Origin of the sequence: Shewanella inventionis, assembly GCF_019931735.1 — a bacterium.
GTDB classification, from domain to species: Bacteria; Pseudomonadota; Gammaproteobacteria; order Enterobacterales; family Shewanellaceae; genus Shewanella; species Shewanella inventionis.
Genome location: NZ_CP082926.1, coordinates 2,443,166 through 2,460,858, shown reverse-complemented (window position 1 = coordinate 2,460,858; position 17,693 = coordinate 2,443,166). Strand labels below are relative to the sequence as shown.

16 protein-coding genes are annotated in these 17,693 nt (G+C 41.2%); 3 read left to right on the top strand and 13 right to left on the bottom strand.

Translation table 11 applies throughout. From position 1 onward, the window contains the following. The first annotated feature begins 343 nt into the window (after positions 1-343). On the top strand, positions 344-2,509 hold the full coding sequence (locus K8B83_RS10965) for a diguanylate cyclase (RefSeq protein ID WP_223417170.1): 2,166 nt from the start codon (positions 344-346) through the stop codon (positions 2,507-2,509). Positions 2,510-2,514: 5 nt separating this feature from the next. Here the strand turns inward: K8B83_RS10965 and K8B83_RS10960 are convergent, their stop codons facing one another. Next, the gene (locus K8B83_RS10960; RefSeq protein ID WP_223417169.1) at positions 2,515-3,978 is read right to left on the bottom strand and encodes an alpha/beta hydrolase; all 1,464 of its coding nucleotides are present in this window, start codon (positions 3,976-3,978) and stop codon (positions 2,515-2,517) included. A gap of 105 nt (positions 3,979-4,083) precedes the next feature. On the opposite strand from K8B83_RS10960, the gene K8B83_RS10955 reads away from it, so the two are divergent. After that, entirely contained in the window at positions 4,084-4,629 is a 546-nt protein-coding gene (locus K8B83_RS10955; RefSeq protein WP_188737624.1) for a DUF6942 family protein, read from the top strand. On the opposite strand, the gene nadE is transcribed toward K8B83_RS10955, so the two are convergent. The 8 genes from nadE to K8B83_RS10915 form a co-directional block, all read right to left on the bottom strand. Next, on the bottom strand, positions 4,626-5,456 hold the full coding sequence (gene nadE / locus K8B83_RS10950) for an ammonia-dependent NAD(+) synthetase (protein ID WP_188737622.1): 831 nt from the start codon (positions 5,454-5,456) through the stop codon (positions 4,626-4,628). The two genes, K8B83_RS10955 and nadE, sit on opposite strands and share 4 nt — an antisense overlap. Positions 5,457-5,600: 144 nt before the next feature. Beyond that, positions 5,601-6,905, bottom strand: a complete 1,305-nt coding sequence (locus K8B83_RS10945) for an inosine/guanosine kinase (protein ID WP_188737620.1) — start codon at positions 6,903-6,905, stop codon at positions 5,601-5,603. A 216-nt stretch (positions 6,906-7,121) separates the two neighbouring features. Beyond that, a complete protein-coding gene (gene adk, locus K8B83_RS10940) occupies positions 7,122-7,766 on the bottom strand; it encodes an adenylate kinase (protein ID WP_188737618.1) in 645 nt (214 codons plus the stop codon). 135 nt (positions 7,767-7,901) lie between these two features. Further along, on the bottom strand, positions 7,902-8,765 hold the full coding sequence (locus K8B83_RS10935) for a co-chaperone YbbN (protein WP_188737616.1): 864 nt from the start codon (positions 8,763-8,765) through the stop codon (positions 7,902-7,904). Positions 8,766-8,832: 67 nt separating this feature from the next. Beyond that, positions 8,833-10,746, bottom strand: a complete 1,914-nt coding sequence (gene htpG, locus K8B83_RS10930) for a molecular chaperone HtpG (RefSeq protein ID WP_188737614.1) — start codon at positions 10,744-10,746, stop codon at positions 8,833-8,835. Between the two features lie 270 nt (positions 10,747-11,016). Further along, positions 11,017-11,616, bottom strand: coding sequence for a recombination mediator RecR (gene recR, locus K8B83_RS10925; RefSeq protein WP_188737612.1), 600 nt, complete (start codon positions 11,614-11,616; stop codon positions 11,017-11,019). Between the two features lie 174 nt (positions 11,617-11,790). Then, complete coding sequence (locus K8B83_RS10920) at positions 11,791-12,024, bottom strand: helix-turn-helix transcriptional regulator (RefSeq protein ID WP_188737610.1); 234 nt, start codon at positions 12,022-12,024, stop codon at positions 11,791-11,793. Next, entirely contained in the window at positions 12,017-12,514 is a 498-nt protein-coding gene (locus tag K8B83_RS10915) for a hypothetical protein (protein ID WP_188737608.1), read from the bottom strand. The genes K8B83_RS10920 and K8B83_RS10915 overlap by 8 nt, the downstream gene beginning before the upstream one ends. Before the next feature lie 474 nt (positions 12,515-12,988). Between K8B83_RS10915 and K8B83_RS10910 the strand changes: the two genes are divergently transcribed. Then, positions 12,989-13,159, top strand: a complete 171-nt coding sequence (locus K8B83_RS10910; RefSeq protein ID WP_188737606.1) for a hypothetical protein — start codon at positions 12,989-12,991, stop codon at positions 13,157-13,159. Between the two features lie 56 nt (positions 13,160-13,215). Here K8B83_RS10910 and K8B83_RS10905 read toward each other — a convergent pair whose 3' ends face one another. The 4 genes from K8B83_RS10905 to K8B83_RS10890 form a co-directional block, all read right to left on the bottom strand. After that, on the bottom strand, positions 13,216-13,548 hold the full coding sequence (locus K8B83_RS10905; RefSeq protein WP_188737603.1) for a YbaB/EbfC family nucleoid-associated protein: 333 nt from the start codon (positions 13,546-13,548) through the stop codon (positions 13,216-13,218). A 142-nt stretch (positions 13,549-13,690) separates the two neighbouring features. Beyond that, positions 13,691-16,471, bottom strand: a complete 2,781-nt coding sequence (gene dnaX / locus K8B83_RS10900; RefSeq protein ID WP_188737600.1) for a DNA polymerase III subunit gamma/tau — start codon at positions 16,469-16,471, stop codon at positions 13,691-13,693. A gap of 146 nt (positions 16,472-16,617) precedes the next feature. Further along, on the bottom strand, positions 16,618-17,169 hold the full coding sequence (gene apt, locus K8B83_RS10895; RefSeq protein ID WP_188737660.1) for an adenine phosphoribosyltransferase: 552 nt from the start codon (positions 17,167-17,169) through the stop codon (positions 16,618-16,620). Positions 17,170-17,300: 131 nt separating this feature from the next. Then, positions 17,301-17,666: a YbaN family protein gene (locus K8B83_RS10890; protein ID WP_188737598.1), complete on the bottom strand. Its 366-nt coding sequence runs from the start codon at positions 17,664-17,666 to the stop codon at positions 17,301-17,303. Between the last annotated feature and the right edge of the window lie 27 nt (positions 17,667-17,693).

The window sequence follows — 17,693 nt, the reverse complement described above, 5'->3', positions numbered from 1 at the left end:
CCCCTGTGCTAGTTTTTGTAAAGTCTTAGTTAATCTAGCAACTCAGAACCACACCACAATCAAGACCTTAGTCGTATTCATTTTTAGCAGGTGCTAAACAATGAGTTAAAGTTAAAAAAATTCAGCCACTTAACTCATTTAATATAGCGTTTCCATAACAGAACTATTAAACTGGATTAGACCAAGGTCGAACAAAATGTTGATTGCAGAACATCATTATTTAATGCTTTTTAGGTTAAACCCTTCAATTTAATCTAGGGTTTACATTGAATTGTGATGATTTTCTTGAGATAAATGTTAAGTCGAACAATGGTTTTATTAATAAAATCAATAAGGATATTTTTTGAAGCTTCCCAGCATTAACAAACAACACTTGTTGTTTTCAATCATTCTAGGCATAGCTGGTTTGCTAATAAACTGTTATCCCATTCAGTTTTTTGCCAATGTGCAGTTTGTATTAGGTAATACAGTCACTGTCATTGCAGCGGTATTAATGGGGCCATGGTATGCGTTTTTAACCGCAATGCTGGCTTCTACTGGCTTAATGATTAATTGGGACAGTCCGCATGTTTACTTATTTTTTGGCCTCGAAGCACTCTTTTTAGGTTACGCCAGACGTCGCGATATTTATGCTTTATATGCAGATGCGATCTATTGGTTAGTCATAGGCATTCCTCTAGTGTACTTGTATGTCACATTCATCATGGACATCCCGTCATCACACCTTGGGTTTATTACATCAAAACAAGCCGTCAATGGGCTAGTTTATACCAGTTTGGCGTCACTATTAATTTTGGCAATACCTAAATTATGGTTTTTTAAAGACAAAGTTAAAGATCGCCAACGCAGAATGTTAAGTTCACAATTAACGTACTTTTTTACCTTAATGGTAACGCTTACCCTGTTGTTTTCAGCGTTGATTTTTAATTATTATTTTTTAGAACGCCAACAAGCAATGTTAAAACAAAACATTAATGATGCGGTCTCACACTTAGCAACATCTGCTCAAAACTACATCAACGGCCACAAGACGGTCATAGCCAACGCCGCAAACCAATTGACTATCGTGGCTGACGACCCATTGGAATGGCAACCCATGTTGTCTAATTTACATGAAAGCTATCCCGGGTTTATCAGTATGCTGATAGCTAACCCTCAAGCTCAGATTATTGCTGCAAGCCCAGTATCTCGACTGCTTTCTAACAATCAAACACGCAATATTAATATTAATGATCGCGATTACTTTATCGAATCATTTTACAATCATCGTTTATTTGTATCATCAGTCTTTCAAGGTAGAGGCTTTGGCAATGACGCAATTATCGCCATGAGCGCCCCTTTTTATACCGATGAACATCACACGACAACTGCCGGGATAGTAGAGGGTTCACTTGATTTAAATCACTTTGCACACGTTGATCAAAATAATGAATATGCCATTGATGAATCTGTTGTCATGGTCGATGAACAAAACCAAATCATATATGCCTCAGAAAAATTGGGCTTAAGCTCATTGTCGCAGTTTAAATTTGTTGTCAATAACGGCGTATATCGCACCAATCTTGAACTGATCAACATTGAGCGACCTGAATCAATTGTGCCTGAATATATTTATGCACATCAGTCATTAGACAATGGCTGGACTGTGTATATTTTAAAAGAGTTTTCTCCCCTGCTTAAGCTCGCAGAAGAGCAAATGTTTAATAGCTTTTTAATGTTACTGATAGCGCTGATGTGTACATTTTATATATCAAAAAAACTCAGCGCACTGCTCACCGTGCCGTTAGAAGCTGTTGCAAGTCAATTTAGCCCATCAGCATCGGGGCAACATAAACTGCCAAGTATTGATGAAAACTCACCAAAAGAAGTGTTTAGCCTGTATCAACGTTTGCTGGCAAGTAAGCAACAATTAATAGACCATCAAGTAGAGTTAGAAGAAACAGTAGCAAGACGAACTGAAGAATTAGAAACGGCAAATAAAAAGCTAAAAGAACTCGTTGACAGAGATCCGCTAACTGGCCTGTATAACCGACGCTATGCTGAACGAAAATTTAATGAGCTGTTGGATTTTTGCTTACGCAGCGATCAAGCGATTACCGTAGCAGTATTAGACTTGGATTTTTTTAAAGACATTAATGACAACTATGGTCATTTAGCTGGCGATGAATGTTTACGTATATTCGCCCAATTACTGCAAAAATACTTTAAACGCGACATCGATATCGTCTCTCGATACGGCGGCGAAGAGTTTTTATTAATGCTCCCCCTGACCAATGCATTACATATTGAGCATCATCTAAACAGTTTTAGAGAAGCGTTAGCACAACTTAGCATGGTATCCCCTGAGGATAAACGGTCATTTAACGTTACTGTCAGTATCGGCGCCATTACCGCGAATGCGGATTACTCCATAGACTTAGACAAATGGATTAAAGTGGCAGATGATAATCTTTATCAAGCTAAACAAGACGGCCGCAATAAAACAGTGATTAATATAATGACAGAGTAAACGGCCTAGAATAATGGGCGTTGTTGAGTAAACTCGTCCATTCGCCCCATCATGTATGGATAAAATGGATTCCATTTTTGGCGTAACATGTCTGCTGCACTCACACTTAATATCCCTCTTTCTCCTTGATAGATCCCTCTACCTATTTGTATTTTATCCGACTCATCAGTCACTAAGGGGCCATATAAGCTATCTTCAATCGGAAAAGTTAGCGCAACATGTGATAAAGAATAAACCTCATTTGGCCAGGTTAAATCAAGTTCAAGGATCTCAGCACCCTTTGATACATGTGTCAGTTCTCTCACCTGCACCTGATTATTGGCATGAGAGTTATTCTCCAGCAAACTTAACCGGTATGGTAAGGGAGATGTCACCCAAAAAGGGGCAAACGGAATGAGCGGATCCTGCATCAATAATTGATTATGGTTATGATTTCGATTGACATCAAACAGCACCAATTCATGCCCGCGCCTTTCAGGCAAGTATTGATACAGCTTGTCAACGACAGAAATCGACGACACAGTATCATCCACCACAGATTGAAACGTTAATATGGCTGGGATGGCGTTAAATTGTTTGTCGTCAAGCCCTGTTAGTAATGTTTGATTGCGTAATGTTAACCGGTACACTACATCACCTGCATTAACTGCAAACGATTGATATCTAAATGGATCGTATTCAGTTTGAATGCTGTTCCAATACAGTTTATCCTGGCCTAATAAACGCCCCAATTTGGCTTGCCAATATGCACCGGCAGCAATAGGTGCCAACCCTATAACAGGGGATAAAAATACCATTCCCGCAAAACTTGTCGGCTTATTAAGACTGATATTTTCAAGTTCATGGTTTAATGCTAATGCTGCACCAGTTGAAAAACCAATAACATAGATGGGTTTACCAGGCAGTTCTGCTGCCAAATGCGTTGTTGCCAACGAAACTGCACCCGCCAAATCTGGCCAAGTAATGTCAGTAAGCCCTGAAGGCACAGTGCCATGGCCGGGCAATCTTAATCCAACTATGTGAGCTTGATACTGATAATGCTCCGCGATGTGCTTCATTACATATGGCGAATCTGACATACCATGCAGTAGCAAGATCCCAAACTCAGCTTGAGGGTTTTCCCACTCAAATGAACGATTCCAGTTTTGTTGCCATAAGGCCGGATCAGACAAGCTATGGCGTTCATAGCGATTGAGCGCAGAGGCCACTTTTGGTTGATACTTTCGATAAATTTTACGATCGACTTCTGCAAATAATTTATCTTCTAAACTCAGGTATTGTTTAAAGCTAGTTAAACCAGATTGTTGATGATATTCATGGGTTAAGTGAGTGGTATGCCATAAAGATAAATCAGGACGATTGTTAAGAAACCACACCGCAGTAAAAATAATGGCAACAGCAATACCAACCGCCCCATAAAGAGCGGCAAATAACAGATGTTTTGTTGAGCCAATCACAATGGTGCGCATAGCCTTCCTTAAATAATCTAACTCTATACCCAATCCTATGGCATAATTTTACCATTAAACGAGTCCATTAAACCTGATAACTGCGTGAGAAACAGGCAACACATTATGATGTTAGGACCACAAACGGCAGACGTTATTTTTTACCTGCCCACACCACCTATAACGCCAACGAATTGGCAGGCTACACATCCCGATGCTGTGGCACAATTAATGGCCTTAAATGGTAATCACTGGCGTAAAATCTTCACTATTATGGCCAAAATTTGCAGCGTAGAGCCCGACATTACACTGAATAACGGCGCCGCCTGGAAAGCCATAAGGGCAAACCTGTTTTGTGATAGCACACAAGCCAATACTCTCTTAACTCAGCCATCCCTAGGTAGGCGACTTAGCTGCCAAATACAGATTGTGGAGCCCAACACAGCCCCATTGCATCTTTGTACACAGCAATGGCATATCGTGTGCGGTAAAGAAACCCAACAACGTTTAGGAATAGATACTCAAGCAGGACATGCTGTTGCTCAAACTAACAAAATAAGGCGCCAGCAAACTTGTTTACTGACGCCTTACTTAGATTACCGACAATATTCTAATGCGCTGATTGAAACAACGAGACAGATTATTGCCAATGCCGGTATATCCCACGATTAATCGTAAATAGTCGGTATTGGCTGACGCTTATGTTGAGTGCGTTTATAAATTCCGATTAACTTGTCTTCAACAGACTTAGGCACTTCTTTACCTTCTAAAAAATCATCGATTTGATCATAGGTCAACCCGAGGGCAACTTCATCTTCTAGTTGGGGTTGGTTGTCTTCTAAATCTGCCGTTGGTGCTTTTTTTACCAGTAATTCTGGTGCGCCTAAAAAGGCTGCTAACTTACGCACTTGACGTTTATTTAGGCCAAACAAAGGCGCCAAATCACAAGCGCCATCGCCAAATTTAGTGTAAAAGCCGGTGATATTTTCAGCGCTATGATCGGTGCCAACCACTAAGCCGTTAACCATACCTGCAATATTATACTGAGCCACCATGCGCATTCTGGCTTTAACGTTACCTTTAACAAAATCGACTTTGTTTTCATCTGGTAATGCAATATTGGCTTCTTTTAAACCTGCCAAAGTAGCATGATGTACACCAAGCACGCCTTCTGCAATGTTCACTGTCACTTGTTTAGACGGTTGAATAAATTGACAGGCTAATTGCGCTTCATCTTCATCTTTTTGAATTTGATATGGCAGACGCACAGCAATAAACTGATACACAATGTCGCTCTGTTCCTGGTTCAAGCTATCAACCGCTAACTGACATAAACGACCTGCTAATGAAGAATCGACACCACCACTAATCCCTAACACCAAACTGTGGGTATGTGCTTCTTTTAATTTAGCTTTGATAAATGCAACTCGGCGCTGAATTTCAAACTCAGGCTCAATAGCCTTAAGTACATGCATCTCTCTTAAGATTTGTCCTTTCACGTGACGCTCCTGATGGCTGATTTTAAAAGCTTATGAATATTGTGATACGCGTTAATTGTACCTGAGCAAAGACTATTTTAATAAACTCCTAGCAAAAAAAAACGATAATGAATCGTCATTATCGTTTTTTTAACTCAAGCGAAATTAACGCTCCCAGTATGATTCTTCTAAACTGTCTTCACGCTCTGGCAAACCACGAGATAAACGAGGGCTGTGTTGAGCTAATACTTCATAAGCGACACGGTTAGCGTATTTACACACTTGCGAAAATGAAGAGTAACATAAACCATCGCGCTTATGCTTGCTCGAACCAGGCACATTTGCTTTATGGAACGTGTTAGCAGATAAATCATGAAGCAATGCTGATAATGCACCATCTCCAGCCCCATTAGTATTACGAATAAGCTCTGGTCCACCCATATAAGGCGAAATATGCGCGTACACTTTAATCGGCGTTTCGCAATCAGCTTTTAACATAGGACGCGAAAACTCATAACGATTAAACTCAGGAATCGCCCCTGGTAATAATAAATGGCTGGTTTCTCGCTTAGCGCTGTCTTCTGCATAACCTGCGGTATAAAGACCGATTGGGCCTGCCGTCGTCAATACCATATCACACCACTCGAGCGCGGCTTCACTGGCCAACAAAGGATCTTTAAAGCCTGTTAAGGCTTCGCCTTCATCTTCATTCATGGCCAAAATGGTCACATGATCGCGAATAAAGTTTTGCCACCAGGTGGGATCTTCTTGAATTAAAAAACGCGTCCCCAATGTTAACACGACAGGCACATCGGCTTGTTTAGCGTATTCAATCGCCGTCATGGCGGCATCGGTAATACCATCACCTTCACTAGCACGCATTAAATATGCTGTTAACACTAAAGCTGAACTTCCTTGAACCACTTCTTTGTTAATAAACTCTGGCGTTAACTTATCCATAGCGCCCTTGCTGATAGCAAAAGTGCGCTCACCGCAGTCTGAGATCAGCGTAAAACAGCGTCCAATTGGGCCATCTACAGGTTGTAAGTAGTTTAAATCGACTTTCGATGAAGTGTTACATAAATAGCGGTACGCGTAGCTACCAACCATAATGTTTTGGCTCATTACACCAAATAATACTGAGCGATCGTCAGCTAAAATGGAATAGTTATGAACCGTATTGCCAATAGTACCACCAGCAAACTCATCACTAATCATCTCATTTGATTTCAATTCATGATAAAGGTTATGAGCTTGTTCATCGTTAATGAGTGTTGAATTACCTTTAGGCAAACCATAACGTTCGAGTAATTCGTCTTCTACCTTTGCTTCGATATCAACAAGCGTTTGATCGATTCCACAAATGTAGGTCGAAAATGGTTGCGGCTGCTGAGTAAGTTGAGCCAATAATGGATCACGACTGTTTACAGGAAAATAGTGCTTTGACTTACGTTGACCAGGAAACTTCATATTGGGCTCTCATAGCTTAGCATCCTTGCCAGTGTGAAATTAAGTGTGAAATTAATTGCCTTTGGCGACATTCAACGTTGAAAAGTCACCCTCTGCGAAAATGGCGGCAGATTTTATCATAGTTATTTTTGTTTTTCTGTATAAAGGATTAGATACTCAAAAAAATACGATAAAAAAACCTGCCGAAGCAGGTTTTTATTCAGTATTAGACCGCGATTATTTTAATACGCTTGCTAATTGCTCACTGACTTTAGCAACAGATTGAGTACCATCAAATTTATTGTATTGAGTACGTCCCTGCTCAGCCACTTTGCCATAGTAATCAACTAATGGCTTAGTTTGCTCGTGGTAAATGCCTAAACGTTTACGCACTGTGGTTTCTTCGTCGTCTGGACGAATTGCTAACTCTTCGCCAGTCACATCATCTTTACCTTCCACTTTAGGAGGATTAAACACAACATGATAAACACGACCTGAGCCAGGATGCACACGGCGACCGCTCATGCGCTTAACGATTTCTTCATCTGGTACATCAATTTCGATCACGTGATCAATTTCAATACCATTGTCAGCCATTGCATCAGCTTGAGGAATTGTGCGAGGGAAACCGTCAAGTAGGAAACCTTTTACACAATCATCTTGCGCAATACGCTCTTTCACTAAACCAATAATAAGGTCGTCAGACACTAATTGACCTGCATCCATTACTTTCTTGGCTTCTAAGCCCAATGGAGTACCCGCTTTAACGGCTGCACGCAACATGTCACCGGTTGAGATTTGTGGGATACCATACTGTTCCATAATGAACTGAGCTTGGGTACCTTTACCGGCACCTGGGGCACCCAATAAAATAATGCGCATCTCAAAAGTCCTCTTTAAGTTTATGTTCTTTTTAGGGCGGCGATTTTCGCACATATGCCGCACTTTTAATAGCGCTTTTGTTATGAGATTAGACCTATATCTAATAAGGTTTGTAACAAAAAGGCGTCAGTTTGTTTAATACAGCAAGGTATACAATTTACGGCGATATTGATTGGCTAACGTGTTGCCCTGCCCTATAGCCGTTAGTATTTCCATAAAGACTTGTTTAACCTTGCCATCTAATGCGCCTAAGTCTTTTTGCAAAATAGCAAACAATAACTCGAGCGCTTCTTCATTACGATGCGAGATATTGAGCGCTTTAGCTAACGACACTGCCACATCCAGATTATCGGGTTGCTCAGCAAGACTTTGTTGTAATTGACGGATCTCAGGAGTATCGGCTGCATCTTCTGCGAGTGCCAATTTTGCCATCAAATTGTGATAGTAGCTGTCTTGATCCGCAAGGCCAATAGTTAAAAGCAGGCTTTTGGCATCGGCTAATAAACCTTGTTGTAAAGCCACGTCAACCATGACTAACGCAACCTCTGCAGACTGCTGTGAGTCGGTGTAGACCGTTTTGAGCTGCACAGATAATTGCACTAACTCATCGTCAGTTAATGCGCCCTCTGCTAACAATTGTTTAATTGCCTCAAACTCTTGCATCCACATCGGCGGTAAATGTTTGTTAAGTAACGTCTCGACTTGCTCTTTGGTTTGCAGCCCGGCAAAACCGTCAATAGGACGGCCTTTATCTAGCACTAATGTGGTGGGTAAATTTTGAATTTGAAAATAATTGGCAATTTCAATTTCGGTTTCACAATCGACTTTTGCCAAAATAAATCGACCCGCTTGAGCTTGAGCCAATTGCTCTAGTGTTTGCAGCATTTGCACGCTTTGTGGTTGTTGCTGTGCCCAAAATGCCAACACCACCATTTTTTGCATTGAGCTATCGACAACTTGCTGAATGTTTTCTTTGGTTAAATTAATCAGATAGTCCATAGTGCCCCCGCTATCTTGCAAAAACAAAAGCGGACTGACTGTCCGCTTTTACTTATATTAGGTTAGCTTATTTAAAGCTGGCCATTAACATTTGGTTGGTGAGCTTAATAAATGCCGAAGGATCCGTTAAGCTGCCCTTCTCTGAAAGCAAGGCTTGCTGTAACAACAAGTTAGACCAATCTGCAAATAGTTGCTCGTCTGCTTCGTTATTTAAACGCTCAACTAATGGGTGAGTCGGGTTAATTTCAAATGTCGGTTTTGATTCAGGTACAGGTTGACCTGCAGCTTGCATCAACTTGATCATTTGAGTCGACATTTCCCCCTCACCAGTAACCACACAGGCAGGCGTATCAGTTAAACGGCTGGTTACTTTAACATCCGACACCTTGTTACCTAATGCCGATTTAATACGCTCAACTAAAGGTTTAGCTTCTTCAGCCACTTTTTCTTGCGCTTCTTTATCTGCTTCATCTTCAAGTGAACCTAATTCAAGATCACCTTTTGTGACAGAGTGAAGTTTTTTGCCTTTAAATTCAGTTAAGTGATTAATTAGCCACTCGTCGATACGCTCCGACATTAAGAGAACCTCAATGCCTTTTTTACGAAGTAATTCTAAGTGAGGGCTATTTACGGCAGCGTCATGGCTGTCTGCCACGATATAGTAAATCTTATCTTGGCCTTCTTTCATGCGCTCAATGTAGGCGTCAAGCGACACAGTGGTTGCCGCTGAATTGTCGTTTGTTGAGGCAAAGCGCAATAAACCTGCAATGCGTTCTTTATTGGCAAAGTCTTCCGCTGGGCCTTCTTTTAACACTTGGCCAAATTCAGCCCAAAATGATTGATACTTTTCAGCATCATTTTCAGCCAGTTTCTCTAGCATACCTAACACGCGCTTAGTAAGCGCTTGACGTAGGTTTTTGGTAATTTGGTTATCTTGTAAAATTTCACGCGATACGTTTAATGGTAAATCTTTAGAGTCAATTAAGCCTTTAACAAAACGCAAATATGTCGGCATAAATTGCTCTGCATCGTCCATAACAAACACACGCTGCACAAACAGTTTTAAGCCGTGTTTATGTTCACGGTTAAATAAATCCCAAGGCGCTTTAGCTGGAATATACAACAAGCTCGTGTATTCTTGCTTGCCTTCTACGCGGTTATGCGACCACTTTAATGCGTCGGTATAATCGTGAGAAATGTGCTTATAAAACTCTTGGTATTCTTCATCAGTAATATCAGATTTATTGCGTGTCCAAAGCGCTGTCGCCTTGTTCATTGGCTTCCAAGTACCTTCAGTCGCGGCAATCTTTTCGCCGTCTTCACCTTCTGATTCGGGTTGGCCGGGTTCAAACATCTCTACTGGAATGGAGATATGATCTGAATATTTTGAAATAATTGAACGTAGACGCCATTCATCGGCAAACTCTGTTTCTTCATCACGAAGATGCAGTGTAATTTCAGTACCACGAGTGTTTTTAGTAATGGTCTCAACATTAAATGAGCCTTCACCTTCTGACTCCCACAATACCGCTTCATTGACAGCATGGCCGGCAGCTCGCGTGCGTACAACTACTTTTTTAGCCACGATAAAAGCTGAGTAGAAACCCACACCAAACTGGCCAATAAGTTGCGAGTCTTTTGAAGCTTCGCCAGATAAGTTATTAAAAAACTCTTTAGTGCCTGACTTGGCAATCGTGCCTAAGTGTTCAATAACACCATCACGGGTCATCCCGATACCATTATCAGAAATTGTTACTGTGCCTTTTTCTTTATCGGCACTAACACGTACTCTAAGCTCACCATCACCTTCATATAACGCGTCATCGGTTAGCGCAAGGTAACGCAATTTATCAGCAGCGTCGGCCGCATTTGAGACTAATTCACGTAAGAAAATCTCTTTATTTGAATATAAAGAGTGGATCATCAAATGCAATAGTTGTTTTACTTCGGTTTGAAAACCATGAGTTTCTTGTTGAGACATGAATAATTTCCCTTGGTGTTACGTTAATACAACACGGATTGAATACTATCGACCCGTATAAAAAACTTCGTTAACCAAGAAATGGGGGGCTTTAAATTGTTTTCAAGGGGAGAATCATTTTAATGTCGAATAAATCACCAACAAGAGTACGTTTTTCGATACAAACGATCAATTAAGCCCGAAAATTCTTAAAAATAGTGTATCTATATCGACAATATACACTGGCCTGCCAATACCATATTGGCAGGTCGTGCTCATGATGATGGGAGGTTAAAGGGGAATTCGTCCGTTAAATGATAGCGCCAATGTGGTGCTATCAACGTATTCAAGCTCTCCGCCAACCGGTACGCCATGTGCTATACGGCTAATAACCACCTTATGACGTCTTGCCATGTCAGCAATAAAGTGTGCAGTGGCGTCGCCTTCAACGGTTGGATTTGTGGCCAAAATAAGCTCGCTGACCTCATCAGATGCTAAATGGCGCTCTAATAGTGCAAGCCCTAACTCTTCAGGTCCTACACCATCAAGTGGCGATAAATGCCCTAGCAGCACAAAATACCGACCATTAAAATGTCCACCAGCCTCAATGGCGAGCACATCTGCTGGGGTTTCAACAACACAAATAATACCGGCATTAACTCGTCGATGACTACTGCAGATCGGGCAAAGCTCTTGTTCAGTAAACGTACGACAACTTTGACAATGACCCACTTCAGACATGGCTTTTTGTAATGAATCGGCCAATTTTAATCCCACTTTTCGCTCTCGTTCAAGCAATTGGAACGCCATGCGCTGTGCAGATTTTGGACCGACACCAGGTAAACCACGCAAAGACTGAATTAACTCATCGACCAAAGGACTAAATTTCATAAAATCACGAACACCTTATAATAACTCACTCATTTTGCAGATCGTTGCTGAACTACAAACATTGCTTACATTCATTAACCTATCTAAATAGGTGCGATTATTGTCTCTACCGCACGCTAATGCAAAGACTAAAAACACCAAAGAGATTATTATGACACACTTTACCGTGTAACCTTATTTACCAGAACGATATGTAAAGACTTGATCGAGTGGTAAATCAAACACTTCAGCAATTTTAAATGCCACCTCAAGTGTGGGAGAATATTTGTTCGACTCAATCGCCATCACAGTTTGCCTAGTCACTCCGATTTTGTCGGCCAATTGCTTTTGGGTCATTTCATTATGTAAAAAACGTAAGGTACGGATGGAGTTTGAAATTCCCAGTTTATCGTCAGCAAGATCACCCATAAATGTCTCCTGTTCGCCCCTTATACAACTGCACACCGTAATGCGCCAACTCGGCCAATAAGAATGCACCCACTAAAATATGTAGTGGTAAATGCGGCACATTCGATTGCATAAACTCAACACCTTGGGCGGCGATATTATATTGAACTAACGCTAAAATCACCCCAACTTGTAAAATGATGGCACTGTATTTATAACCGACCAAATTAATTTGCTTTTCTCGCACGTCCATCGGTCGAGATAGCTCATCGTCGCTAATAAATGCCAGTACAATGTAACTGATGACCATCAACACGATGGAATAGATAACAATTTGCAGCAATAAGCTTGAAAGCCACTCTATAGAAGCTAATTGCTCAGGGCTAGCATTGACCAATGCGTTTACATACAAGTAACCAATGTAGCCTGTCACTAAAAAATCGACCGATAACGTCAATTCTCTAAAGCTGGTTTCCTGTAACCATTGGATCCATTTCTGTTTATTACTCATGTTAACCTCAGATTACTTTATGTATAAAATTTTTAACTTTTCTTATCATAAGTCATCATCACGAGATGTCAAATATTTTTAACTTATAGTTAAGGATTAGATACTTTAAATTGACTAGTGAAGCTTGATCACAAATAGCGGCAACAAAGGCTAAGACATGTGACACATTTAGCATAATAATTGGTCAGATTAACCATATACTCGCTTAACTAAACCACCGACGTTGTAACAAACACCATTAAACTAATGATTTAATGTGGTTTTATATTTGGAACAGGGCTTGCTCATTTTATATCCAGTGATAGTGCAACATACTACATTGAACAGTAAGCGCTCACTGAATGACTAATAGGATCATTAACAATATTAAGGACGAATTATGAAAAAACTGATTATTATCATTGTCGCTGTGGCGCTGGGTTATTTTATTAACCTCAAGTTTGTGGACATAGCTTATGCAATGGATTTGCAGAATTGAAAAAAGAAGCCATTTTGATAAACGATCAAAAAATGAAAGTGAAATGCGACTCGTATGCCTTAGGCTTTTTTGATGAAATCAAACTCGAAAACAAATTTCAACAATGCATTAATGATTACCAAGCCCAAGGTTATGCCCTATTGGACACGGCTGACTCAGACGCATAACAAAAAAGCTCAAGCATTTATGCTTGAGCTTTTTTAGGTATTGTTCAAAACAACGATTAAAACGGCATTTTCATTCCTGGTGGTAATTGCATACCGCCAGTCACTTCAGCCATTTTCGCTTTTTGATTTTCTTCTAAACGACGGGCAGCATCATTACATGCTGCTGCAATTAAATCTTCTAGCATTTCTTTGTCGTCATCCATTAAGCTTGGATCGATTTCAACTTTACGCACACTGTGGTTACCTGTCATGGTTACTTTAACCAAGCCAGCACCCGCTTCACCCGTCATTTCTGTGCGTGCAATCTCTTCTTGCATTTTTGCCATTTTGTCTTGCATCATTTGGGCTTGTTTCATTAAATTGCCCATACCGCCTTTTCCACCAAACATAGTCGTCTCTCTCTAATTAAGGTTGCTAGCAAGTCGCCATAGTGGCGCTAATCTTACTGAAATAAAATCGATTGGCAATCTAAGCTATGCATTTTTGAGATGAAGATATGTTCATTTCAAGCTAAATTACCGATTCAAATAACTATTGAACACTGATTTGAGCAATATCCTCGGCAATTTGTGCCAATTGCTCTGGGGGATATTCAATACTATCACTGTCTAACTGTGCAGATAATCGTTGGATCATCCACTGAGTATTATCATCTTGTAAAATGGATTGCTCAGCTTGAGCGATCAATTCACGATGAAACCTTTTGCGCAATTCTAAAGGGGTTTCACGCTGAGCAACAACGCCAATTTCAATCTTAACTTCAATGGGTTGCTGTAGGTAATCGGTCAAGGCTACTTGTAATTGATCAATTGCCTGTGGCGCAGATAGATGTTTTTGATCAGGCTTTAACACGAGTATTAAGGAATTACTTTGCCCCTGACACACTGCGTTCACCCCTAACTGCCTGACACGCCCACCAACTGATACATTCGTCATCACTTTATACCAATGTAAATCCAGTTCATGACCTTCGATACGATGAGGCTTAAAAACCGAAGGCGTTGCTGATGTAACAACTGCCTTTTGATTACTCGGTAATTCAGCGGCTTTTGCACTGTCTACATCGATGATCTGAGAGGTGATAGTGGTATTTGATGTTGAGTTTAGCTCCTGAGATAGGATCTCAGCAGGCAAAACGGCATCTGTAAAAGGCGTGACTTGCTCACCTGCCCCAGGCTTAACCCAAGGCGGCCTGTCGTAATGATCACTGCCAAGGCTATGACTAACTTCTGCGTCGTCATCGGCCAATGTGTCGGCTAACTCGGGGCGATGTGAGTTTGTATCTTGCAATGTCTCACATTCATCAACAACTGCATCAGGCGCTTTTGCACTTGAGTTACCCATGTTAGGCGTATCTACTGTTGCAGTTGGTTTAGCTGCATTAGGTATTTTCGTTGATTTTATTGTAACAGGCGCTTTTGCAGCCTCTGCCTCTTTTTGCTGTAGCGCGCCAAGATCTTTAATTAATGAATCGCGTGTGGCTAAAACCACATTTAAAAAGTCTAACGCATCCCCTGACTCTGATGTCATTTTGGCTTGTGCAGCCTTTGACTCAGTATGAGGCTGTGTGTCTAATAACGCCTGATTTTGTGAATGGCTTGTTGAATAATCTACCGGTGAGTCCGCCTGATAAGACTCATGCTGAGCTGAGAATGCCACGTAGTCATCATGATCAGAAGGTTGATAATCATCATCTTGTTGATAATCACTGAAAGAGTAGCCATCCACATCAGCTGAAAAACCATCTTGTTGATAATCAGTGTCGCTACTCGCACTCATTGGTGAGTCAGTGGGGTTAGCTTCACTGCTATCATGATTTACAACGACTGTTGGCGTATCAGTTTTATGTTGTTGTGCTTGCCCCTGCGCAAAACGATTAAAACCAAAGCTCGCCGCTTGGCTCAATACCACCTGCTGCTCAGCGACCAATGCCTCATCACAATCATCAAGCTCATCATCCACTGAGTCAGCAACTATGGGGCTGGGATCTGGTAATGAACTGAGCCCATGGGAGCTATCATTGTTCACATCAGCGTCATCTTTGCTGGTATCGCTGAGAGCGTCAGAGGTTTTATCTGTAGGATTAACCGTTAACACTGTAGAGTCTGTCTGTGAGGGCTCATCAGTTGCAGGCTCTGCAGTATTAGGCTTTGGGCTTGTATCTGTGACCTCTTTTGATGGCGTTAAGTCTATAGTTGCGGCTGTATTACTGACCCATCTTTTTACTTGTTTTTCAGGAGTAAAGGCCACTGCGCGCAATAATGCCATCTCAAGCCCTGATTTAGGATCTGGTGCATAGGCTAAATCTTTACGGCCATTTAATAACATTTGATAATACAGCTGCACTTGCTCGGGAGATAATTGCTGTGCAAAGGCTGTAATTTGCTCGCTAAACAGAGACTGTTGAGCAGCGGCAGGCGCAAATTGAGTTAGGGTAATTTGATGTAATAATTCTAATAAACTGCGAAGCACTTCTTCAGCATCAGCACCAAAAGCGAGTACTTTTGCCACCATTTGCATTAAGGGGCCCACATCTGCATCACAAAGTGTTTTTAATAACGCGATAACGTGCTGCTCATCTATGCTACCGAGCATGGTTTGCACTTGTTCAAGCATTACCTGACCACTACCAAAAGCAATAGCTTGATCGGTTAAACTTAACGCATCACGCATACTGCCATTAGCAGCTTTAGCCAACACATTTAACGCTTGCGGCTCAAATGGCAATTGCTCCTGAGTAATAACATACTCAAGTTGCTGGCTAATTTGTTGTTGCGTTAAACTTTTTAAATTAAATTGCAAACAGCGAGACAATACCGTTACCGGTAGCTTATGTGGGTCTGTTGTCGCCAATAAAAACTTTACGTGCTCAGGAGGCTCTTCTAAGGTTTTTAATAATGCATTAAAACTGCTGCGTGACAGCATGTGAACTTCGTCAATGAGGTATACCTTAAAACGACCACGAGAAGGACGATATTGCACGTTATCAAGTAACTCACGGGTATCGTCAACTTTGGTACGCGACGCTGCATCAACTTCGATTAAATCGACAAAACGCCCTTGGGCAATCTCAACACAACTTGAACATTCACCACAGGGATTGGCAGTAACGCCCGTCTCGCAGTTAAGGCCTTTGGCAAATAGCCGCGCCAAACTGGTTTTGCCTACCCCACGGGTGCCGGTAAATAAATACGCATGATGAAGACGTTGTTGGCTTAATGCATTTGTCAGTGCCATTAATACATGGGACTGACCAACCATTTGTTCAAATTTTGCAGGTCGCCATTTGCGGGCGAGCACTTGATAAGACATGAAATTCCCCACACAGAGCTATCGGGAGTCAATCCCATTTGAGGGATAACAATAACATGCCAGAGGCTGGCATGCTATTGTTGCACTGGCTTTTGATGTATGTGCATTGAGTTAACTGCCTAATTAATTAGCAGTTATTAAAAAAGCTATTCGCCTTCAAACTCACACAAACTTAATACTTCAATGCCTAAATCTTGTAAACGCTTTTCACCACCAATTTCAGGTAATGAAATCACAAATGCGGCATGTGCTACTTCACCACCTAATTGGCGGATCAGCTTAACGGTTGCTTCAATGGTGCCACCAGTGGCAAGCAGATCATCAATAACCAACACTTTATCGTTCGCGTTAATGGCATCTGTATGTATTTCTAGCGTATCTTTACCGTATTCCAACTCATAGGTTTGGCTAATGGTTTCACGCGGTAATTTGCCAGGCTTACGCACAGGAACAAATCCCACACCAAGTTCAAGTGCTAATGGTGCACCAAATAAAAAGCCACGGGCTTCAGTACCAACCACTTTAGTAAACCCTTTTGATTGGTAATGGGCGACTAAAATTGCGATTGTCGCTTTATAGGCTTCAGCACTTTCCAACAAACTCGTGACATCACGAAACATAATGCCTGGCTTTGGATAATCAGGAATGGTTTTAATGCTGTTTTTGATAAGCGCTAAACTGTCTTGGTTCATCATAATGAATTAACTCTGTTTAAAGTGATTACGCAATAAAAAAGTCCACGTCATTGGTGGACTCTAATAAAAATTCTGCTGCGATCTTATGCCCGTTTAGGTTCAGTTGCAACCGTCATACATAAAATGGCGATTTATTATTCTAACTCTGGGATCCGCCACAGAAAAAAGAGCAAAACTAACATCATGCATATCAACATGATCTTAACCCACATCAGCGGCACTATAATAATGCTAATGCCAAAACTCAACGTGCTCATTATCATGGCTTTTCGTTTTAAAGGTCGGCTTAATGCGCGTTTAGATTGCCACTGGTCAATCCCCTCTGCAAACCAGGGGTGTGTGACCAACCAATTGTGCAAGCGGTCATTTGAACGAGCAAAGCAAAAAGCAGACAGTAAGATAAATGGCACGGTAGGCAATAATGGCAAGGCTATGCCAATTAAACCTAATACCAAACTGCACAAGCCAATAATAAGGAAAAAACCACGTTTTAACGCCATAACCACCCTTGCCGAAAACAAAAAACC